The sequence below is a fragment of the Pseudomonas sp. E6002 genome (genome assembly GCF_013385565.1).
Taxonomy (GTDB): Bacteria; Pseudomonadota; Gammaproteobacteria; order Pseudomonadales; family Pseudomonadaceae; genus Aquipseudomonas.
In genome coordinates this window covers 45,219-61,621 of sequence record NZ_JACAPT010000028.1, presented here as the reverse complement: position 1 = coordinate 61,621, position 16,403 = coordinate 45,219, and the positions used below count along the sequence as shown (strand labels likewise).

General features: G+C 62.4%; 22 protein-coding genes. All 22 read right to left on the bottom strand.

Translation table 11 applies throughout. The annotated features are described in order from the left end of the window. Positions 1-2 precede the first annotated feature (2 nt). The 22 genes from HX815_RS23155 to HX815_RS23055 all read right to left on the bottom strand — a co-directional run bounded on the left by HX815_RS23155 (position 3) and on the right by HX815_RS23055 (position 16,394). The gene (locus HX815_RS23155; protein WP_087695306.1) at positions 3-602 is read right to left on the bottom strand and encodes a YmfQ family protein; all 600 of its coding nucleotides are present in this window, start codon (positions 600-602) and stop codon (positions 3-5) included. Continuing rightward, positions 590-1,630 (bottom strand): baseplate J/gp47 family protein, encoded by a 1,041-nt coding sequence (locus tag HX815_RS23150; protein WP_177028951.1) that lies wholly within the window; start codon positions 1,628-1,630, stop codon positions 590-592. The genes HX815_RS23155 and HX815_RS23150 overlap by 13 nt, the downstream gene beginning before the upstream one ends. Next, positions 1,620-2,018, bottom strand: a complete 399-nt coding sequence (locus HX815_RS23145; RefSeq protein ID WP_087695304.1) for a phage GP46 family protein — start codon at positions 2,016-2,018, stop codon at positions 1,620-1,622. The genes HX815_RS23150 and HX815_RS23145 overlap by 11 nt, the downstream gene beginning before the upstream one ends. Continuing rightward, a complete protein-coding gene (locus HX815_RS23140; RefSeq protein ID WP_177028950.1) occupies positions 2,018-2,527 on the bottom strand; it encodes a phage baseplate assembly protein V in 510 nt (169 codons plus the stop codon). Before HX815_RS23140 ends, HX815_RS23145 begins: the two co-directional genes overlap by 1 nt. 16 nt (positions 2,528-2,543) lie before the next feature. Then, positions 2,544-3,581: a phage baseplate assembly protein gene (locus HX815_RS23135; RefSeq protein ID WP_177028949.1), complete on the bottom strand. Its 1,038-nt coding sequence runs from the start codon at positions 3,579-3,581 to the stop codon at positions 2,544-2,546. A 3-nt stretch (positions 3,582-3,584) separates the two neighbouring features. Further along, positions 3,585-4,823, bottom strand: coding sequence for a DNA circularization protein (locus tag HX815_RS23130; RefSeq protein ID WP_177028948.1), 1,239 nt, complete (start codon positions 4,821-4,823; stop codon positions 3,585-3,587). Next, positions 4,810-6,426 carry a hypothetical protein gene (locus HX815_RS23125; RefSeq protein WP_177028947.1) on the bottom strand — a complete coding sequence of 539 codons (1,617 nt, stop codon included), beginning with the start codon at positions 6,424-6,426 and terminating at the stop codon, positions 4,810-4,812. The genes HX815_RS23130 and HX815_RS23125 overlap by 14 nt, the downstream gene beginning before the upstream one ends. Further along, a complete protein-coding gene (locus tag HX815_RS31750; protein WP_010170085.1) occupies positions 6,426-6,551 on the bottom strand; it encodes a hypothetical protein in 126 nt (41 codons plus the stop codon). Before HX815_RS31750 ends, HX815_RS23125 begins: the two co-directional genes overlap by 1 nt. 5 nt (positions 6,552-6,556) lie before the next feature. Then, positions 6,557-6,853 (bottom strand): phage tail assembly protein, encoded by a 297-nt coding sequence (locus HX815_RS23120; protein WP_102369827.1) that lies wholly within the window; start codon positions 6,851-6,853, stop codon positions 6,557-6,559. After that, complete coding sequence (locus HX815_RS23115; protein ID WP_177022720.1) at positions 6,850-7,197, bottom strand: phage tail tube protein; 348 nt, start codon at positions 7,195-7,197, stop codon at positions 6,850-6,852. The genes HX815_RS23120 and HX815_RS23115 overlap by 4 nt, the downstream gene beginning before the upstream one ends. 64 nt (positions 7,198-7,261) lie before the next feature. Beyond that, positions 7,262-8,758 carry a phage tail sheath subtilisin-like domain-containing protein gene (locus tag HX815_RS23110; RefSeq protein WP_102369828.1) on the bottom strand — a complete coding sequence of 499 codons (1,497 nt, stop codon included), beginning with the start codon at positions 8,756-8,758 and terminating at the stop codon, positions 7,262-7,264. After that, positions 8,758-8,940: a DUF2635 domain-containing protein gene (locus tag HX815_RS23105; protein ID WP_087695298.1), complete on the bottom strand. Its 183-nt coding sequence runs from the start codon at positions 8,938-8,940 to the stop codon at positions 8,758-8,760. The genes HX815_RS23110 and HX815_RS23105 overlap by 1 nt, the downstream gene beginning before the upstream one ends. After that, positions 8,937-9,527 carry a hypothetical protein gene (locus tag HX815_RS23100; protein WP_177022718.1) on the bottom strand — a complete coding sequence of 197 codons (591 nt, stop codon included), beginning with the start codon at positions 9,525-9,527 and terminating at the stop codon, positions 8,937-8,939. Before HX815_RS23100 ends, HX815_RS23105 begins: the two co-directional genes overlap by 4 nt. Before the next feature lie 64 nt (positions 9,528-9,591). Then, positions 9,592-10,599 (bottom strand): phage late control D family protein, encoded by a 1,008-nt coding sequence (locus tag HX815_RS23095; protein WP_177028946.1) that lies wholly within the window; start codon positions 10,597-10,599, stop codon positions 9,592-9,594. 9 nt (positions 10,600-10,608) lie between these two features. Further along, the gene (locus HX815_RS23090; protein ID WP_177028945.1) at positions 10,609-10,821 is read right to left on the bottom strand and encodes a tail protein X; all 213 of its coding nucleotides are present in this window, start codon (positions 10,819-10,821) and stop codon (positions 10,609-10,611) included. Then, entirely contained in the window at positions 10,814-11,197 is a 384-nt protein-coding gene (locus HX815_RS23085; RefSeq protein ID WP_177028944.1) for a phage tail protein, read from the bottom strand. The genes HX815_RS23090 and HX815_RS23085 overlap by 8 nt, the downstream gene beginning before the upstream one ends. Next, entirely contained in the window at positions 11,197-13,374 is a 2,178-nt protein-coding gene (locus tag HX815_RS23080) for a phage tail tape measure protein (RefSeq protein WP_256351179.1), read from the bottom strand. The genes HX815_RS23085 and HX815_RS23080 overlap by 1 nt, the downstream gene beginning before the upstream one ends. 148 nt (positions 13,375-13,522) lie before the next feature. Next, a complete protein-coding gene (locus HX815_RS23075) occupies positions 13,523-14,104 on the bottom strand; it encodes a phage tail assembly protein (RefSeq protein WP_177028942.1) in 582 nt (193 codons plus the stop codon). A 51-nt stretch (positions 14,105-14,155) separates the two neighbouring features. After that, positions 14,156-14,662 carry a phage major tail tube protein gene (locus HX815_RS23070; protein ID WP_102604880.1) on the bottom strand — a complete coding sequence of 169 codons (507 nt, stop codon included), beginning with the start codon at positions 14,660-14,662 and terminating at the stop codon, positions 14,156-14,158. Further along, positions 14,662-15,828, bottom strand: a complete 1,167-nt coding sequence (locus HX815_RS23065; protein ID WP_177028941.1) for a phage tail protein — start codon at positions 15,826-15,828, stop codon at positions 14,662-14,664. Before HX815_RS23065 ends, HX815_RS23070 begins: the two co-directional genes overlap by 1 nt. A 2-nt stretch (positions 15,829-15,830) precedes the next feature. Beyond that, on the bottom strand, positions 15,831-16,004 hold the full coding sequence (locus tag HX815_RS23060) for a hypothetical protein (protein ID WP_003208665.1): 174 nt from the start codon (positions 16,002-16,004) through the stop codon (positions 15,831-15,833). Positions 16,005-16,091: 87 nt separating this feature from the next. Beyond that, complete coding sequence (locus HX815_RS23055) at positions 16,092-16,394, bottom strand: hypothetical protein (RefSeq protein ID WP_177009849.1); 303 nt, start codon at positions 16,392-16,394, stop codon at positions 16,092-16,094. Positions 16,395-16,403: the final 9 nt, after the last annotated feature.

Sequence of the window (16,403 nt, the reverse complement as noted above, 5' to 3'; positions counted from 1 at the left end):
CTCTAGTCATAATTGATGTGCACCTGCGTATGAGCAGGTGCGCTGCGATGAATCAGGCACTCCAGGGCATTGCCCGGGTTGACGCCAAACCGCTCTCCCCAATAACTCGCCCCAAACCGCCGCCCCAAGTGCTGGCGGCCGCCGGTGTTGAGCGTCCACATGAAGTGCGCCTGCCAGGTGCCAAAATGCGCCGCGCCAAACCGTGAGCGGCCCATGCGCGGGGCGCGATGTTCAGTGACACTGGCGTCGGGATAACCCTGGCTGCGGGCGATTTCGATGTAGTACGCGGCGCGCTGGCTGCCCACCGCCAACAGACGTCGACGCACCGCCAGGCGACGGTCGTCGTACAGCGGGCTCAAGCCCAGGCAAGGGTCGGGCAGTTGCATCACCCTTTCCCACTCCGGCACCAGTTCGCTGACGGTCACGGGGTCCATTTCGTTTTGCAGGTCGCAGGCGCGGGCGTCGATGCGCGTAAGTTCTTCGGCGATGCCTTTGAGCACCGTCTGCAACTGCGGCATGGTCTCCAGGTCCCAGGCCGGCCCGCTGGGCAACAGGGCGATCAGTTGCTCCTCGTACTGGCCAGCCGTCCTTATCCCAGCCATGTGATACCTCCAAACACCAGTAACTGGTTTGTCGCCGCCGTAACGTCCGCCAGCGGGCTTGTCAGTTTGTGATCGGTCTCACCGGTGGCGGTGCTGATGGCTTCGGCGATGTGGGTCAGCAACAAGCTGTCGCCCAGCCCCGCCTCGCGATTGTGCAAGTCTCGCAGTTGGGCCTCGACGGCCGCGCGCACGGCGCTGGTGTCGGGGGTCAAGCGCAGTTGATAAGCCACTGGTTTCATCACCGGCGCCAACACATACACATCAGCGGTCACTGGCCGCAGCGGTTCGATATGGGCTTGAACCTGCGCCAACTGCGCTGCATTAGGGATCGGCTGCGGGTCGTCGTCACGCATCACGAACACCCCCACCGTGCCCGGCCCCAGGTAATTGCCGCGACACCATGCGCGGGTAATACCGGGCATTTCGAGGGACCAGGTCTCGTAATCCTGTGCCGAACCGCCCTGGGGGATAACGCGATAGGAACGAATCACCCGCGCCCGCAGCGACTCCAGGGTTTCTCGCGCCACACCACCGGTCAGCCCCGGCGCCAGCACGGTAAAGGTCGAGCCAATACCTTGCAGCGGCTGGACCGCGATCAGGCTCAGCCCGGCATCAGCGTTGCCCAGCGTGCCGGCATCAATCGCCTGCACCGTGGCGGTGTTGAGGCCTGCATGGGTGGTACCGGCAGCGGTGACTTTGAAGCTGCGACCATCACTGGCTTGCAGCACCGTGTCCACATCCAGCACCGCGCCCGCCGCTGCGGTAAAACTCACGGTGCCACTGGCGGCTACCGCCGCCTTGCGTGCCTGGTTCAAACGCAGCGCAGCGATGCGTTCCAGGGTGGATTCATCGGCGGTATCCGGCAGGATCTGCTCAGCGATCCAATCGAGATAACCGTACAGGCCGAACGCCGCACCACTCAGTGTGCGCGCCAGGACCTGGGCATCGGACTGGCGCAGCGAATCGCTGGCCAGGTCGCTTTGGGTGCGTTTGATCAGCACCGGCAGCGAAGGGGTTTCAAACGGCATAGATCACCTGCCAACTGTTATCAGGGTTGATGTCCAGGCGCTCGCCATCGGCCAGGGTCAGCTGCGTGCGCAGGTTGAGCCGCTGGGCGTCGAGGCGCTCACTGAGGACTTCGATGGCGCTGCAATGCCCGTCGTCGATCAGCCATTGCAGGGCCTCGCGGGCATAGAATTCGGCGTCCAGTTGCGTCTGGCGGGTCAGCTTGACCCGGCGCAGCAACCACAACCTTGAGCCGATACGGTCGTCGGCCACGCTGGGAAAACTGTCGCCCCACCAGCCGAAGCGCTCGTCATCGTCAACAGGGTCATCCGGCGCGGCACGGCGCCAGGTGAACAGGCTGATCAGCACCGAGCGGGTCAGCGCCTTTTTCAGGTTGTCGGAGACAAACATCACTGGCCTCCCGCCGGCGCACCGGACTGACCGCTGCCGGGCTGGACGCCCACATGCACGTGCTGGATCTGGCTGATGCCGCCGGCAATCTGGTCGCCCTGGGAGATGATCTTGCCGCTCTGCGTCAGGGTCGGCGTATCAATGTTCACCGCCTGGCTGGCGCGGATATTCAAGGTACCGGTTTCAATGTCGATTACCCGCCCGCGCTTGAAATGAACTTTGTCGCCTTCGTCGGTATAGATCGCCACTTCACCCGGCGCCAGGGACTGCAAGCGATAGCGACGGTCGGCCACCACCAGCACGATGGCATGGGAGCGGTCACCGCCCAGGAAGGTGGCGATGCCTTCAGCACCCGCCAGAGGGTTGCTGGTAAAACCGTAGGGTTCGAAGTGCTCCATGTCGTCGTTCACTTCGCCTGCCGTCAGGCGCATTTGCAGCGATTGCAGCTTGGTGGCCGAGTGGGCGAGCACGACAGTGCCGCGCGCCAGCAGGCGAGTCAGTAAGCTCATGGAAATTCCTTGGTGGTTAAGCGGATGGCAACGGATTGGCATCAAAGGTGGACGGCGGCGCCACCTGTAGCGTGGTGATCGAACCTTGGTCGGAGAGCGACCAGGTGACCTTGGAGATCAGCATGTCCTGGTCAAAGCCCAGCACCGGATCGATCACCCGCACCAACAGGTTGTGGCGCCACAAATCGCCGTTGGACTGCCGCCAGCCTTGCACGGTGTAGGTGGTGGTCAGGGCTTTTCCGGTACGGGTGGCGCGTTCCCAGTCGGCGCGTTGCTGGGCCAGCTCGGGGGTCAACTGCGTCGGTTCGCTGATCACCGTGACGCGTTTTCGCGTGGCTTTTTCATCCCGGGAAATCCCTGAAACCTCACTGACCGCCGCTGCACTTTTCTGATCATCGCCCTTGTGCTGGCCGATGACGCGGTACTCGGAAAATACCGAGCTGAAGTCCATCGGTGCGTTAGCCGAAAGGATGTTCTGGCCCAGCTCCAGGCTGTCATTCGCACGCCCTGCACTACCGGGCGATGCCAATACCAGGCGCCCATCCGCATCGTCGGTGGAGAACACCCGATACAACGTCAGCAAGCGGTCGATGGATTGAAATACCGTCTCCCCGGGCACGATGCTGTGGGTATGCAGGCGCGCGGTTTCGGCAATCTCGCTGTGCACCTCCACGCCATAGGTGGCCGTCAGCGCCCGGACGATGCTCAGCACACTTTGCCCGCGCCACTGGCCGGGCTGGTTTATCGCTGCGCAGTCCACCAGGTCCTGGGTCACTGAGCCGCCCTGAATACTCAGGCTGATCTGTCGGCCGTCGTAACTGATGGGCGCCTTGAACACAAAGCCGGTGAGCACCAGGTCGCAACCGATGCGTACCTGGCAACGGGCGCCGGGCTTGATCGGCGCCGCCAGGGTTTGCCCGGGCCATTGCCAGGTGATGTTGAGGGTGAAGGTGCGAAATTGACGCTCCAGGTCGGCGCTGATTTCCACGCTTTTCCAGCCGCCATAATCCAGGCCGTCCACGGTCAGGGTGACGGCATTGTCCAACTCGTTCATGGGTTACTCCCTGACCACTTGCAGGTCCGCCGGTGGCAGGAAGCCCGGGTGGGCCACCCGATTGCGCTGCACCACCTCGCCCACTCGCGTCGCGTCACCGAACCGCTGATAGGCCAACAGCAAGGCGGGCATGCTGCGCATCGGCGTCAGATTGACCAGCCGGACACCGGACGAAGCCACTGCCGTCAGATGCGCGAACATCTGTTGGCGCAGGTCGTTCAGCGCAACATAGTGCCCGGCGTCGGCCTTCAATGCGGCTTGCCACATGGCTTCGTTCAGAAGGTCACGCAGCACCAGCACATCGTCGGCCACCGGCACTTCGCGGCGCTGCACCGGCTGTGCCGCCTGTTGCGCCACGGATGGCGTGGTACTGAGGGTCACCGCTTTTGTCGCCACCGGTACGTCCGCCAGCCAATGGGCGATCTTCACCCACAACGCATCCTGTACCAGGTTGGCAGTGGCTTGCACCGCCGCCACGCTGTCCTTGCCGGTGGTCAGCTTCGGCACGTCGATAGTGCGAGCCGCTTCCACCTGCTGCGAGAGGTTGGCCAGCATGCCGCGATAGCCGTTGCGGGCAAATGCCTTCAACTCTTTCAAATCGCCGAGCAAGCCCTTGAACTCGGTGCTCAATTCCTTGGGCACTTCCTTGATGGCTTTGACCAAGGCATTCAGGTCGCCATACAACTGAATCAGTGGGGCAAATTGCTGCTCAATTACCTGGTAAACCTCTGCCAGGCCATTGCGCAACGCCTGGATGCCCACCCGCGCCTGCTTCACCAGTGCGACGGCCTGCTCAAAGCGCAGCACCGCCGAACCCAGCAAACTGTCGGCCGACACCAGCAACAGCTGGCGGGTATTGACCGCCGTAGTGGGAAACTTCAAAGGTTCGTCGGGATAGAACTTCAGGGCAAAGGTCACCAGCCCGCCGTCCTGGCGGGTTTGGGTCATCTCGCATTCGCCGACCTTGACCTGCAACCGTCCAAGCCACGGGTGCACCAGCTCGCCGGCCCCCTCCTCCAGGGCCTTGAGCAACTTGTCGCGTTGCTCCAGGCAATCCTCGCCCACTACAAATGCCGTCAGCTCATGCACCCTGGACTGTTGGCCCAGCCCTTCAAAAAAAGGCAGGTCGCGCTGAGGGTATTCGTGCAACTGGCCCTTCTTGCCGACCGGGACTTTCGCCTGGTCAACCCAAAACCCGACGCCACGAAACGACGCCGGCAACAAACGATCACGCCAGCTCATTGGAGCCTCCAAGGGACAGGGAACGGTAGCCGACACGTGGGGTGACGCTCAGGCCGGGCTGGTTGGTTCTGGGCTGGTCGACCCGCAGGCCGGCCGGTGCATTGTCGAAGCTCACCCGCAAATCGCCGTTGAGCTGCGTGCGGTTGTTGGCAGCGGTTTGTTGCAGCAGCGAACTGGAGCTGGACGCCAGCGGTGATACCAAGCCAGGACCCTTGCGGAACCAGGATGGGTTACGCGCGCTTTCGGCATTACGTTCCTGTTGCTCGGTGGTCAACTCCAGCACACTGCCGGTCGCCTGGTTGATCACCTCACCCAGCCCACCGTTGAACAGCTTGCGAATCGGTGCGGTGATCACCGCAAGCTTCTCCGATAGCGCCGTGAACCAACTCAGCACCGGTGCCCACATGGCTTCAAGTTGCTCCATCGGATGCCAGTCGTCGAACAGGCCACTCAACACTACAAAGGCGTCCTGGGCCTGCAACTTGATATCGCGCCAGATCGAGGCGAATGCACCGCTGACGCTACCCCAGACGGCAGCAACCTTGTCCAGGGGCGACCAATCGAAGTAACTGCTGACGATGGTAAAAGCCGCCAGCGCGGTGAGTTTGAAGTCACTCCAGATCGCCGCAAACATCTCACTGATCACGCCCCAGTTGGCAATGATTTGCCCTTGGGGTGACCAACTGAACAGGCTTTTCATGAACTCGACCACCGGCACACTCAGTGCCTTGAGCAAGTCCCAGAGGGCCGCAAAAAAGCCGCTCAACGGCGTCCAGTTGTTGACGATCAAACCCATTGGCGACCAGGAAAACAGTGTGGTGAAAAAGCCGACCAAGGGCTGCGCCATTACCTTCAGCGACGTCCACAACCCGGAAAAAAAGCCTGTGATCGGCCCCCACAAGCGCATCACCTGTTCCAGCGGACGAAACGCAAAGACCGTCTGGAAAAACTCGCCCAAGGTTCCAATCGCCGCCATCACCCGTTCGCCGAGCCCGACAAAAAATGCCGAAATCGGCTTCCAGTTGGCAACGATCAAGCCTGCCGCCACGGCAATGCCTACAGCCACCAAAACTATCGGATTGGCGCTGAGCACCAGCTGCATCAAGCCCAGTGCCTGAGACACGCCGGTGACGGCCGCCTGCATAGCGGTAAACGCTACTGCGCCGGCAGCCAGGCCCTGCACCAGTTGCGGATTTTCGGTGAGCACCTGGGCCAACGTCGTCAGCAACGGCTCCAACCCGACCACCACCGCCGTGACGGCCGGCAACAGCGCAGTACCAAACGCCACCGACACCTTGTCCAGCGACGCGTTGAAATCCTTCAGCCCTTGCGCCGCCGTTTCGGTAACGCCCTGCCCCACGACGGCATTGACCTCGCCGACCTCAGCCCTGAACGCCAAAGCCGATTTAATGCCGCTGACAAACGGTGCTGCCAGCCCACCACCCTTCACCAAACCGGCGATATCCAGCTTGCCGAGACCGGTCTGTTCCAGGTTCTGCCTGAAGCGCCCAACCATGGCCTGCAGCGCAGCAAGCTTGGGCGACAGCTGGTCGATGCCGGTCAGGCGCACGGCGGTACTTTCTACTTTCTGAGCTTCTGCCATCACTGCACCTGCTGCATCGCATTGATCCGTTGCGCATGCTCCAGGGATTCCCGGAGCGTATCCAAAGGCCTGGCCAGCATCTGTTCGGGATCAACCTTCCAGAACCAGGCCAGGTCATAGGCCACCGCAATCAGCTCGGCGACGGAGCCTGCGCCGCACTCATGAAAAAACCAGCGACGGCCCAGCTCAGCGCGTTGAAGTCCATCAGGTCGAGCTGGTTGACCGACGACGGCGGGATACCCGCGCACACGGCGATGTACTTGGCGGCGACGTCAAGGTCCAGACTCACGTCTTCGCCCTTGTCGATCTTGTATGGCAGCGCCTTGATTGCCCGCACCTCCTGCACCGTCGGGCGGCGCAGGGTGAGTTCGGTCAATGACTCGCCGTGGGCCTCGATGGCCGCTTGCAGCTTCACCGTATCGGTCATTGCCAGGTCCCCTTGATGCCTTCGAATTTCAGCTCGATCACGGCATCGTCGCCCTTGGCCACCGGCTCTTCCACCAGGTAGGCACCGGCCAGCACGTAGACCTTGCCGTTGTTGAATTCGCAGGTGACGGTCATGTCGGTGCCGGCGATCAGTTGCTTCATTGGAAAGTCCGGCGTGTGCAGCGCGGTAACTTTGAAAGATGGGGTGATGTCGGTTTCCTTATAGAAACCCGGCACCACGGTTTCCCGCTTGACGGCCATCAACGGTGCTTCGCAGCCGCCGTTGATGGTCAGTTGAGCGCCGTCCACTTTGACGTAGCAGGTGCCCGCAATCAGTTGACCCATGATGTTTCTCCCAAAAATAAGCCCGCACTCGGCGGGCTGGAATCAGTTGCGAAAAGCGCGGGGCCTACACCGCCGCGTCGTACTGCAAACGGAACTGGTTGAGCAGCGCGAACACCCGCAGCCCGTTGACGTAATCCGGCGGGAACAGCACGTTGACCCGGCTCGGGTCCTGGCTGTCGCGCTCGACGATCAGGTGCTCGGCGAACAGCTCGGCGTTCTCCACATGACCTTCCAGTTCCAGCTTGGCGTACTGGGCAATCAGCTCACCGCGGATAGTGCTCGGGGTGACGATCGGCTGGCCGGCGCCAAAGCGCGTGCCGTCAGCAGCGAGTTTGTGGCGCCCGTACTTGCTGGTGATCACGCTCTGCAGGCGGCGCACGATAAAGGCCGACTGGTGCAGGGTTTCGCTGTCCAGATAGGAATTGTCCGCCTGGCCGAACGCGTTCTTCTGGTAAGTGGTGATCGCCCGCTGAATGCGCACGTAACCGCCTTCGTAGTAAGCGGTGGCGATGCCGTAGTTGAGCAGCGATTGGCGCTCGGTCAGAGTGAAGCGCTCGCTCGCGTCGGCCGGATCGAGGCCCGGCAAGCTACCGCTTTGGGTCGGACGACTGGCATCGGCAGAGATGAACACCGCCGTGCGTGCAGCCAATGCTGCGGCCTGGACCCAGAACGGTTGCGGCACGCCCGGCTCCATGGCCTGGATGGTCACGTGCTGGTCATTTCGCCCTTGCCCGGCCGCCACCAGGGTGCCGATAGTGCCGCGCTTGGCGGTGTAGACGTGGCCGAACAGTTGCTTGGCCCACGACCAACGACCGCTGTTGTCATCCATCACCGCTTGCCAGGCGTTGAGGCTGGTGGTGTCGGCCCAGGGCATGCAGATGAACTCGAACGGCTCGTCGCCCAGCGCAGCCAATGCCGCGAGCTGGTCCGGCACACCGGCGCCCGCCGCCATTTTGCCGAGCACGGCGGTCAGGCCGTCGGGGGTTTGTTCGCCGTTGCTCTGGCCCAGGCGGTTGAGCTGCAGGCTGATGTCGTTGCCACTCTCACCGGTCCACTTGGCGGTCAGGGTGACGGTGCCATCGGCGGCTACCGCACTGACCGGCAGGTCGGCACTGGCGTTGATTTTCAGCGCCAGGGCGGTGGCAGCCACGGCAGCCGTCGCACCATTGATCACGGTCGCTTGAACCCGGGTGCCGCCGACGTACAGGCTGAGAATGCCACCTTGGGTCGCGGCGCCGGTCAGCTTGAGCTCGGCCTTGGCCGCGCTGCCTTCGGTGCTGTGCAGCGGCAGGCACCAGATCTCGCCCACCGGGTCACTCTTGCGGAACGTCTCGTACATCGACGCCAGCATCGAACCCTGGCCACCGATACGCTTGGCCATGGCCGCGCTCGATACCAGCACCAGGCTGCCGATTTCCGGGCTGGTGACGTTGTCGTTGACCTGGGCCACGATCAGCCGGCGCAGGGCCGACGACGCACTATTGGCCGCCGAATTGTCCATCTCGGCGTAGAACAGCGGCACACGAATGTCCGCCGGAATATGACTGAATCCGATCGCCATTACTTGGCTCCCTGTGTTTTTGCCGCCTTGACGGCTTTGGTTGTGATGTCGCCATCGGCCAGACGTCGACGCCACCAGGCGTTGTCCGGGACTTCGCGGCCTTCGGCGGGCAACAGATCGCCCGCCTCCGGGTCAGGTACGGCACGGCCGGAAACCGGCAGTACGGTGATGCGTTTGCTCATGGTTTTACCTCGGCAGAAAACGTCATTTCCAGGCGCCCGTCGGGGCCTGGGCGTTGCAGGTTGGGGTCGGCTGGGTCAATGGCATCGACCCGCACCGTCACCCCGTTGAAGGACGGCAAAGCGTCCAGTTCAAGCTCGAGCCAGGTTTCCGCCGGCTGCGTGCTGAGGTTGCGTCCCAACTGGCTCTCGAGAAAAAACCGCAGCCGGTACAACCCGCGAACCTTGCTGAGCAACAGCCATTCGCCAGCGTCGTACTGGATGGGCTCGTAGAACCCCTCGGGCCTGTAGCCCACCAGCGCCCGCCAGACCTCGGCGCGCAAGGCATGCAGCTGGTCCATCGCCTGGGCTTGCTGGCCCTCCGGCAAATCCAGCACCAGCACCACGCCAAAATGTTCGCGCAGGGGTTGGCGACTGCTGTTTTGCGCAGCGTTAGGGCTGGCCTTGTCACTGATCGGCGTCACGACCGCCTGGGGTGAGTCGAGCACTGGCAGGTTTTGCAGCGCGTCGAGGTCGAGGCCGGCGCCGATGTGTTGGTTGAACGATGGGCAGTGATCCCGAAGATGACTGACCAGAGGGGTTATCTTCATGGCATCTCACCAGGCAATAAAAAACCCGCCGAAGCGGGTGGGTGGAAGGAACCGATCGAGCACGTCATTGCGGTGACGACAATCCGTTCGCCTTGATCGTGCATCGGTAGCTTTCCTTGCGTTTGCCGACGGCCGTCAGCGTGTCGATGGACCAGCGCCCCTGCATGAAGCCGGGCCAGGTTTCATCCAGCACCAGCAGCCCTTCGGCCTGGAACGCCGGGTTGCCGGGGCATATCACATTGATCTGCAGGCCTTCACGGCTAACCCGGCGCATCTCGCCTTCGGCCGCCGTCCTGGCTTCGTCTTCGCTCTGGTAGCGCTGGGCAAGGACTTTGAACGGCGCACCGCCCACCTCCACCTCACGTTTCTTGCAGGTAGCGACATCCCACCAGGACGCCTTGGCCCCTTCGAACTTGGCCCGGCTGGTCTCGGTAAAACTGGCGCTGATAAACGCGCGGTCGCCCGGACGGTTATCACGAGTGACCGACAGCCGCACTTCTTGCAGCGGCTTGCCCGACAGCGAGGTGATCTGGCCTTTACGGCCCAGCACATACAGCTCGTCGACAGGCTTGGCCACCGCATCAAAACGCTTGGCAAGCCGGGTCAGAAAGCTCATGTCGCTTTCGTTGGTCTGGTCGATGTGAGCGATCTTTTCAGCGTCCAGATCCGCCGCGACCCTGGGTGAGAATCCATAACGTATGGTCAGTTGGCGGAACAGTGCGCCCAGGGTGGTCGGCCCATGGCTGGCTGTGCGGCGCTGTTTGAATTCGTCCTGGTCGAACGGCGCCGCCGTGGCCACCAACACCAGGCGCAGGGGGAACAGGTACGGGGTGCGCTGGGTAATCTTGAAGAGCCCCTTGTCCTCCAGGCCGGTCTCCAGGTAACCGACCCGCAGGCCGATCCTCCCACCCAGGCTGGGCAATCCCTCAAGCCCTTCGATGTCGAGGGTCAGCTTGAGCTGGTCGGAGACGAAGCCTGCGGCATCGGTGTGTTCCCACTCCAGTAATCGCTCGTTGAGCAGCGCGGCATTGGTCCCGTAAATTTCCACCGCCGGTGTGAATCCAAGTGCCATGGTTCCTCCTTAATCCCAAACCGAAACCGGTTTTTTTGCGGCGGACCGCGCGTCCAGCTCCGGTACGATTACACCGATGCCGGCCGGCAATACCGCCCCGTGTTCCGCGAGGTCCGGGTTGAGATGCCACAGTGCTTCCTCGGCAGCGTCGTCGCTGCGACCCAGTTCGCGGTAGAGCAGCAGGTTGACGGAGTCACCGGCAATACTTCGGACTCTACGCATTGACGAATTCCTCCAGTATCAACGTCCAATTGATCAGCATGGCGGTGCCGTCGTCGATCACGTTGGCTTGTTTCTCGTCCACCGATTTGATCGTCCACAGCCCCCAGTTACGGCCAATCCCGTCCACCAACGGCAGCGGTGTACGCAAGGCCTGCAAGTCGCGCAGTTCGTCGAGCCTGGCCATGCCAATGCCACGCGCCGCCTTGCCGGCAAAGGTCAATGTTTCGAGGGCCTGGCCGGTCTGGCTGGACTTGGGTTTGCCGGCAATGATGTCCAGCGCGACCCAGCCACCGCTACTCATACGGTCGAGGGTCGCGTAGGCAAACCCGCGCGACAGCCCGAAAATAAAGCTGCCCAACACCATTTGTTGTCGCATTAAACCGCTCCATCGGTGAGTGCCGCGTCGCGTCGCGTCGCCAGCAGGTTGTCCATCGACAGCGGCGTGAACTGCGCCTCGATCTGTTGCACGACGAGCGCCGCCAGCGCCTGGTAACTGGTCTGCTCGGGTGCGGTAATGTTGATCTGCGGGGCGAAGTTGATTTGCCGGTTGTCTGTTTGAGCGTTGGGAAGGCTTTGGCTGACTTGTTCGGGTGGCGGGAGACGGTCGTCGCTGCTCATGACTTTCTCGCCCAGGCTCGCCCCGACGTCGCTGCCGACGAACGTGCCGACGACGCCGCCCACCACCTTACCGATTGCACCGCCGGCAAAGCCGCCGATCACACCGCCCAACACTGTGCCGGCGCCCGGAATAATCGAACCCAGCGCCGCCCCGGCGAGCGTGCCAACGGCTCGCCCAATGGCCAGCCCTGCAACCTCGCCGGCCACACCACCCGCGACGCCACCGCCTATCGACCCCACACTGGCGCCAACGGACTCTTTCAGGGTGCCATTGCTCGCGCCCTTGATGAGATTGATACCCGCGTCTGCCACCACCAACGCCAACGAACCGCGCTTCGCGATTCGGCTGGCTCTGTTGGTTTTCGTGGGCGCATCAGGGCCTGAGTTTTTGCCTGGCGTGCGCTCGCCCTGGCGTGTGTCGTTGCCTTGTGACTTCCCTTTGCTGCCGGACGGGTCGGGCTTGTTGCCACCGGCATCGCGGGGCGCGTCACCCTCGCCCAGGACTTTCCCGGCGACCTTGTCGAAGACTTTGTCCACGACAGTGCCGCCGAGCTTCTTCGCCAGCGGCACCATCACCACCGCGGCCAATGTGAGGGCGGCCGTGGCTTTGGGCAGCGATTCAGCCAGCCAGCCCAAGCCATTGACCACTGAGGTCAGCACCGTCAGTGCGCCGATTTTCAGGGGTGCAATCGCCGTATCGGAAGCTGTCTCCAGGCGGGTCGTACTGGCCTGGAAGGCTTGTTCATGAGCTTGCGTGGAGTCTGCCCGCCCGGTCGCCGAACGCATGACCGAGCCCTGGTCTCCCAGGACCGAAGTCGCGTAAGTCGACTTGTCGGCCACCGCCGTAAAGGCCTGCTTCAGCGTGTCGATCACCGGCACCAGGCTCAGAATCGAGCGGTTACCGTCGAACAACTGCGTGGCCAGTGCCGCCTGCCTTTCCTGGGGCTGCGCCTTGAGCGCCTCGAGGACCGTCAGCACTGTTTGCGGTGCGTCCTGCTTCATGCCTGCCGCAAGCACCTTCGGGTCAAGCTTGAGCTCTGCCCAGGCAGCACGCTGCCCCTCGGAGGCACCGTCCCCCTTGGCCAGCGCGGCGCCGACTTTTTCCACCGCAAGCCCGGCAGACGCCCGGTTGTTACCAACCGTCAGCAACGCCGCCGAAAACGCCGCTACCTGCTCGGGGCTCATGCCCGACGTTCTCGCGGCAGTGCTCTGGCGCACAATCGAACCAATATCCACCGCATCGGCCTTGAGCGAAGCGTGGGAACCCAGCACGTTGGTGGCGTCAGCCAGATCCAGCGCCTGCGGGCGATCCAGCTTCATCGACCCACGCCAGCCGCCCATCATCTCGCCGGCCGTCTTGATATCGGTCTGAAAGGCCGCGGCGATGAGCGCGCTATCGCGGGCGAACTGCAGCAAATCAGCCTGGCGAGTTTCAAGGTCCTTGCCTACGCCGGACCGGGCCCCCACCTGCTCCACCCTTGCCAGGTCGACAGCATCTGCGCCACTCGCGGCAACCATCGGGTCTGACGCCAAGGCCAGGTTGGCTTCGCGCAGTTGTGTGCGCTCATGCCCGGCAAACCCCACCACTTCATGCAGGTCGGTCATCGCCGTTTCCAGCGCCTGCGAGGGTTTGACGGTATCGGATGAGGCGCCGCCCGTGCTATTGCCCTTGCCGGTTTTCAGGGCACCCATCACATCGAGCAATGAGCCGTTGAACCTCTCCAGCGTGTCGATGAGCCGGGTCTGCCCCGTGACCAGTTGCGTCAGTTGCGCACCGACATTCGCCAGTTCCTGGCCCGGCACGTCCTTGGGTACGGCATCAAGCAAGGACGGGCCGGCAAGCATCGGCGCAATCGGCTGGATGCTGGCGCCTGCCCCGGCCGTTTCAAGCGAGCCGTAAATCGCCTCGCCGTCCCTGGCGATGAGCGACCTCAATCCAAATTTACTGTCTGCCATCCGCTCTACTCCTGTTTGACGCCAAGGCGAGTGGTCGCGATGTCGTAGCGGCGCAATGCTTTTCCGGCGTCCCAGTCCAGGATTTCCGCTTCATTTACCGAGTAAATGAGCGGCACGATGTCGAGAATTACTTCGATGTCGCGCTCCGAAAGAAGTCCGCCGGTTTGTTTAAAAAATCGTCGATGCTCCCCTGCAGTTCGGTCCAGTCGGGCACGCTGAGGTCGGCGAGATCCGGGATCATCAGGCCGGTGCAGTGGGCAGTGATGAACTCGGCGCGCTCTTTGTTGGTGGCGAGTTTTTTCATCGCCTTGGTGGCGCGCAGGGCGGGCATTTCCAGGGTCAGGCTGGTGAGACGGCGGCCGCCGGTGTCAAGCGGCAACAGCAGCGAGACGTGCTCACTGGTCGCCGATTCGCGGGGCTGCTCGTCGGCGTCGAGGAAGTACGAGGCAGGCCGGGTCGACATGTCGTGCACGTACTGGGCGATGCTCACATAGTCCGGACGCTTGAGTTGGTCGAGTTCTTTTTCCGACAGGCCGGTGGCGAGTTTGGCCAGTTCGAAGAACTGATCGTCCTCGTCATCACCGGCCCGGGCCAGCGCGTCTTTTTGCGCGGCGTAGAACAACGGCTTGAGTTGAATCTGCTCGATCAGCGCGCCGGTATCAGCGGTGATCGGCGACAGCAGGATGTGCAGCGGAGGCATCCAGGCCATGAGTCAATTCCTTGGTGAAGTATGGGAGCGGGAAAACCCGCTCCCGGGGCCTTAAGGCATCAGTACCGCGCGGCGGGCATCGCCGAGGATGTCGACGCCGTTAAGCACGAACTTCTGGGTACGCACGTCGATGTCGATCACCGGGATGCCGTTTTCCAGGCGGTTGTAGGTGCGGCAGGAGAACTCCAGGGTGAGGGCGGGTTTATCGCCCATCTTAAGGGTTGTCTCGGTCAGGGTTTTCAGCTTGCCGCCGATGGTGTGGTAGGTGAAGTAAGTCTTGCCGTCCTGGTCCTGGCCGGCTTCACGCACGTTCAGCAAAATGTCATCGCCCAGGCGCACCCCCAAGGCAAGCATGATTTCCGGACCCGCGCCTTGCAGCTCCAATGTGGCGTTGAGCACTTTGGCGCTCTTGGCCATTTCTTCGGCGATGAAACGTCCGCCGGTCATCTGCTCCATGTCGAAGTCGATCTTCGGCGGTGCGAACGAGGTGACCGTCGCCGACAACGGCAGGCCTTGAAGGGTGGCCGCCATGGCCTGTCTGATTCGGTTGGTAAACATTAGAGAACGTCCTCCAGGAACTGCTCGATGATTTCATCGCGGGCGTTGAGTTGATAAATCATGTGTTCGTTCGGCGCGTAGCGGCCGTAGTCGATGACGATGAACCAGGTGCCGTTCTTGTACTTCTCGACACTGTTCAATTCCGGGTGCAGGTACACGCTGCCGCCGGGAATGGTCTCGTCGGCCACCAGGGTTTGCAGCCAGTCGTTGATGCGCTTGACCTCCTGGTCCATGAACGACTTGGTGAGGTTCTTGGCCATGGCTTTCTGGCCGGCCTTGACCAGCTTGCGGCTGATTGCATCTTCCAGGCCCACGTAGCTGATGAACTTGCCGGTGATGGAGCGGTTACCCAGCAGCGAGAAACCGCCGAGGACGGTGCGGGCGTAGTAGCTCACGCCGTAGCGGTTGAGCAGGTCGCCTTCGGTGGAGGTGTCAAGGATGTTGTACTCAACCACGCGGGACACGTCTTCGGCGAAAGTCACCTGGTTGCCCGGGCTTTCCCATTGCTTGACCTTGGCCAGCGCGGCGATGGCCAGGGACGACGGCGCCAGGAACACGTTTTTCTTCGCGGCCTTGGAGTACACCGACGGCATGTTGTGCACCAGCAGGCAACGGTCGAAACCGAGATCGGCACCGCCCAGTTCGCCGCTGTAGGTCACCTGGTCGGCGACGGTTGCGTCCTTGCCGTCCAGCACCACACGGGCCTTGATGCGCTTGCCGAAGGAGGCGAATTCGCCGGCCACGGCCTTGGTGCCGGTGAAGCCCGGGGCGCCGATGATGGTCAGGTCTTCGGGGACGCTGGCCAGGGCGGCGAGGCCCAGTTTGCGGCCGGTGACCGGCTCTTCACCGCCGATTACGTTATTGAGGGTGTCGGCCGGGGTGGTGCCCTCGTCGACGATCACTACGTAGACCGGCACCTTGACCACTTTGAGGATCTGGTACACGGCGTGGAACAGCGTGCCGGTTTCAGCGCCGGTAGGGTCCAGCAGCGCCTGGGTGGTGAAGCTGTTGATGCGGAACGGGGCGTTTTTCGGAATCGACGCATGGGCGTTGGGGGCAGTGCCCACCAGGCCGATGACGTTATCGCCCAGGCCACCCATGGCCTCGGGGGATTCGGTGGCGTTCACGGTGATGCCGTTGTGTTCGAAGTTCAAAACCTCAGCCATGATCAGTCAGCCTTCTTCGGGGTGGAGTTGAGGACGCTGGTCAGTTCCAGGCGGCCAGCGGTGCGCAGGGCGGATGCTTCGACGTCCAGCAGTTCCAGTTCCTCGCCGGCGGTAGACCAGTGGCCGTTGCCGGTGGGGAATGGAATGAGGACGGTGTAGGTTTGGCGGTTAAACATGAGTGGGATTCTCCGGGTGAAAAACGCCAAAGCCCCTGCGAGAGGGGCTTTGGGCGGGCGAAAAAAAACCGCTTTCGCGGTGGGTGATTATTTATCTTCCGGCAACGGGAACCGCGCCTTGATTTCGGCCACTTTGGCTCGCCATTCCTTCTCCTTCTCAGGCGTACCGTCGAATTGCCACTCGAGGTACATCGGGTCCGCTTCGCTGACATAGGCAGAGCGGCGAGCAGCAATAGTGCTAGCGAGCGCTGCAGCGGCAGCGGCTTTCTCGATCAGCGCTTGAGCGGCCACATCACTAAAGCCAAGACCTTTAAGTGTCTGCACGCTGGCAGGTACGTTGATCAGCGAGTCACCAGCGGGGGTTTCCAGTTTTTCAATAAACAAAGTCATTTGATCAGT